The sequence below is a fragment of the Kitasatospora sp. NPDC097605 genome (genome assembly GCF_040302725.1).
Taxonomy (GTDB): Bacteria; Actinomycetota; Actinomycetes; order Streptomycetales; family Streptomycetaceae; genus Kitasatospora.
The window spans coordinates 1-1394 of the sequence record NZ_JBEOSF010000091.1; the positions used below are offsets into that span (position 1 = coordinate 1).

General features: G+C 56.2%; 1 rRNA gene. It reads left to right on the plus strand.

Annotation, left to right across the window (positions count from 1 at the left end):
* A 23S ribosomal RNA gene (locus ABTX81_RS39540) occupies positions 1 to 1392 on the plus strand; the annotation flags it as partial.
* Between the last annotated feature and the right edge of the window lie 2 nt (positions 1393 to 1394).

Sequence of the window (1394 nt, forward strand, 5' to 3'; positions counted from 1 at the left end):
CTGAGACCTGATGCCGAGCCGATTGTGGTGAAGTGGATGATCCTATGCTGTCGAGAAAAGCCTCTAGCGAGTTTCATGGCGGCCCGTACCCCAAACCGACTCAGGTGGTCAGGTAGAGAATACCGAGGCGTTCGGGTGAACTATGGTTAAGGAACTCGGCAAAATGCCCCCGTAACTTCGGGAGAAGGGGGGCCATTCCTGGTGACGGCACTTGCTGTCTGAGCTGGGGGTGGCCGCAGAGACCAGCGAGAAGCGACTGTTTACTAAAAACACAGGTCCGTGCGAAGCCGTAAGGCGATGTATACGGACTGACGCCTGCCCGGTGCTGGAACGTTAAGGGGACCGGTTAGCTCCATTTCGGTGGGGCGAAGCTGAGAACTTAAGCGCCAGTAAACGGCGGTGGTAACTATAACCATCCTAAGGTAGCGAAATTCCTTGTCGGGTAAGTTCCGACCTGCACGAATGGCGTAACGACTTCTCGACTGTCTCAACCATAGGCCCGGTGAAATTGCATTACGAGTAAAGATGCTCGTTTCGCGCAGCAGGACGGAAAGACCCCGGGACCTTTACTATAGCTTGATATTGGTGTTCGGTTCGGCTTGTGTAGGATAGGTGGGAGACTTTGAAGCCGTGACGCCAGTCATGGTGGAGTCGTCGTTGAAATACCACTCTGGTCGTGCTGGATGTCTAACCTGGGTCCGTGATCCGGATCAGGGACAGTGTCTGGTGGGTAGTTTAACTGGGGCGGTTGCCTCCTAAAGGGTAACGGAGGCGCCCAAAGGTTCCCTCAGCCTGGTTGGCAATCAGGTGTTGAGTGTAAGTGCACAAGGGAGCTTGACTGTGAGACTGACGGGTCGAGCAGGTACGAAAGTAGGGACTAGTGATCCGGCGGTGGCTTGTGGAAGCGCCGTCGCTCAACGGATAAAAGGTACCCCGGGGATAACAGGCTGATCTTCCCCAAGAGTCCATATCGACGGGATGGTTTGGCACCTCGATGTCGGCTCGTCGCATCCTGGGGCTGGAGTAGGTCCCAAGGGTTGGGCTGTTCGCCCATTAAAGCGGTACGCGAGCTGGGTTTAGAACGTCGTGAGACAGTTCGGTCCCTATCCGCTGTGCGCGTAGGAGTGTTGAGAAGGGCTGTCCCTAGTACGAGAGGACCGGGACGGACGAACCTCTGGTGTGCCAGTTGTTCTGCCAAGGGCATGGCTGGTTGGCTACGTTCGGGAGGGATAACCGCTGAAAGCATCTAAGCGGGAAGCCTGCTTCGAGATGAGCACTCCCACCTCCTTGAGAGGGTAAGGCTCCCAGTAGACGACTGGGTTGATAGGCCGGATATGGAAGCCCTGTGAGGGGTGGAGTTGACCGGTACTAATAGGCCGAGGGCTTGTCCTCAG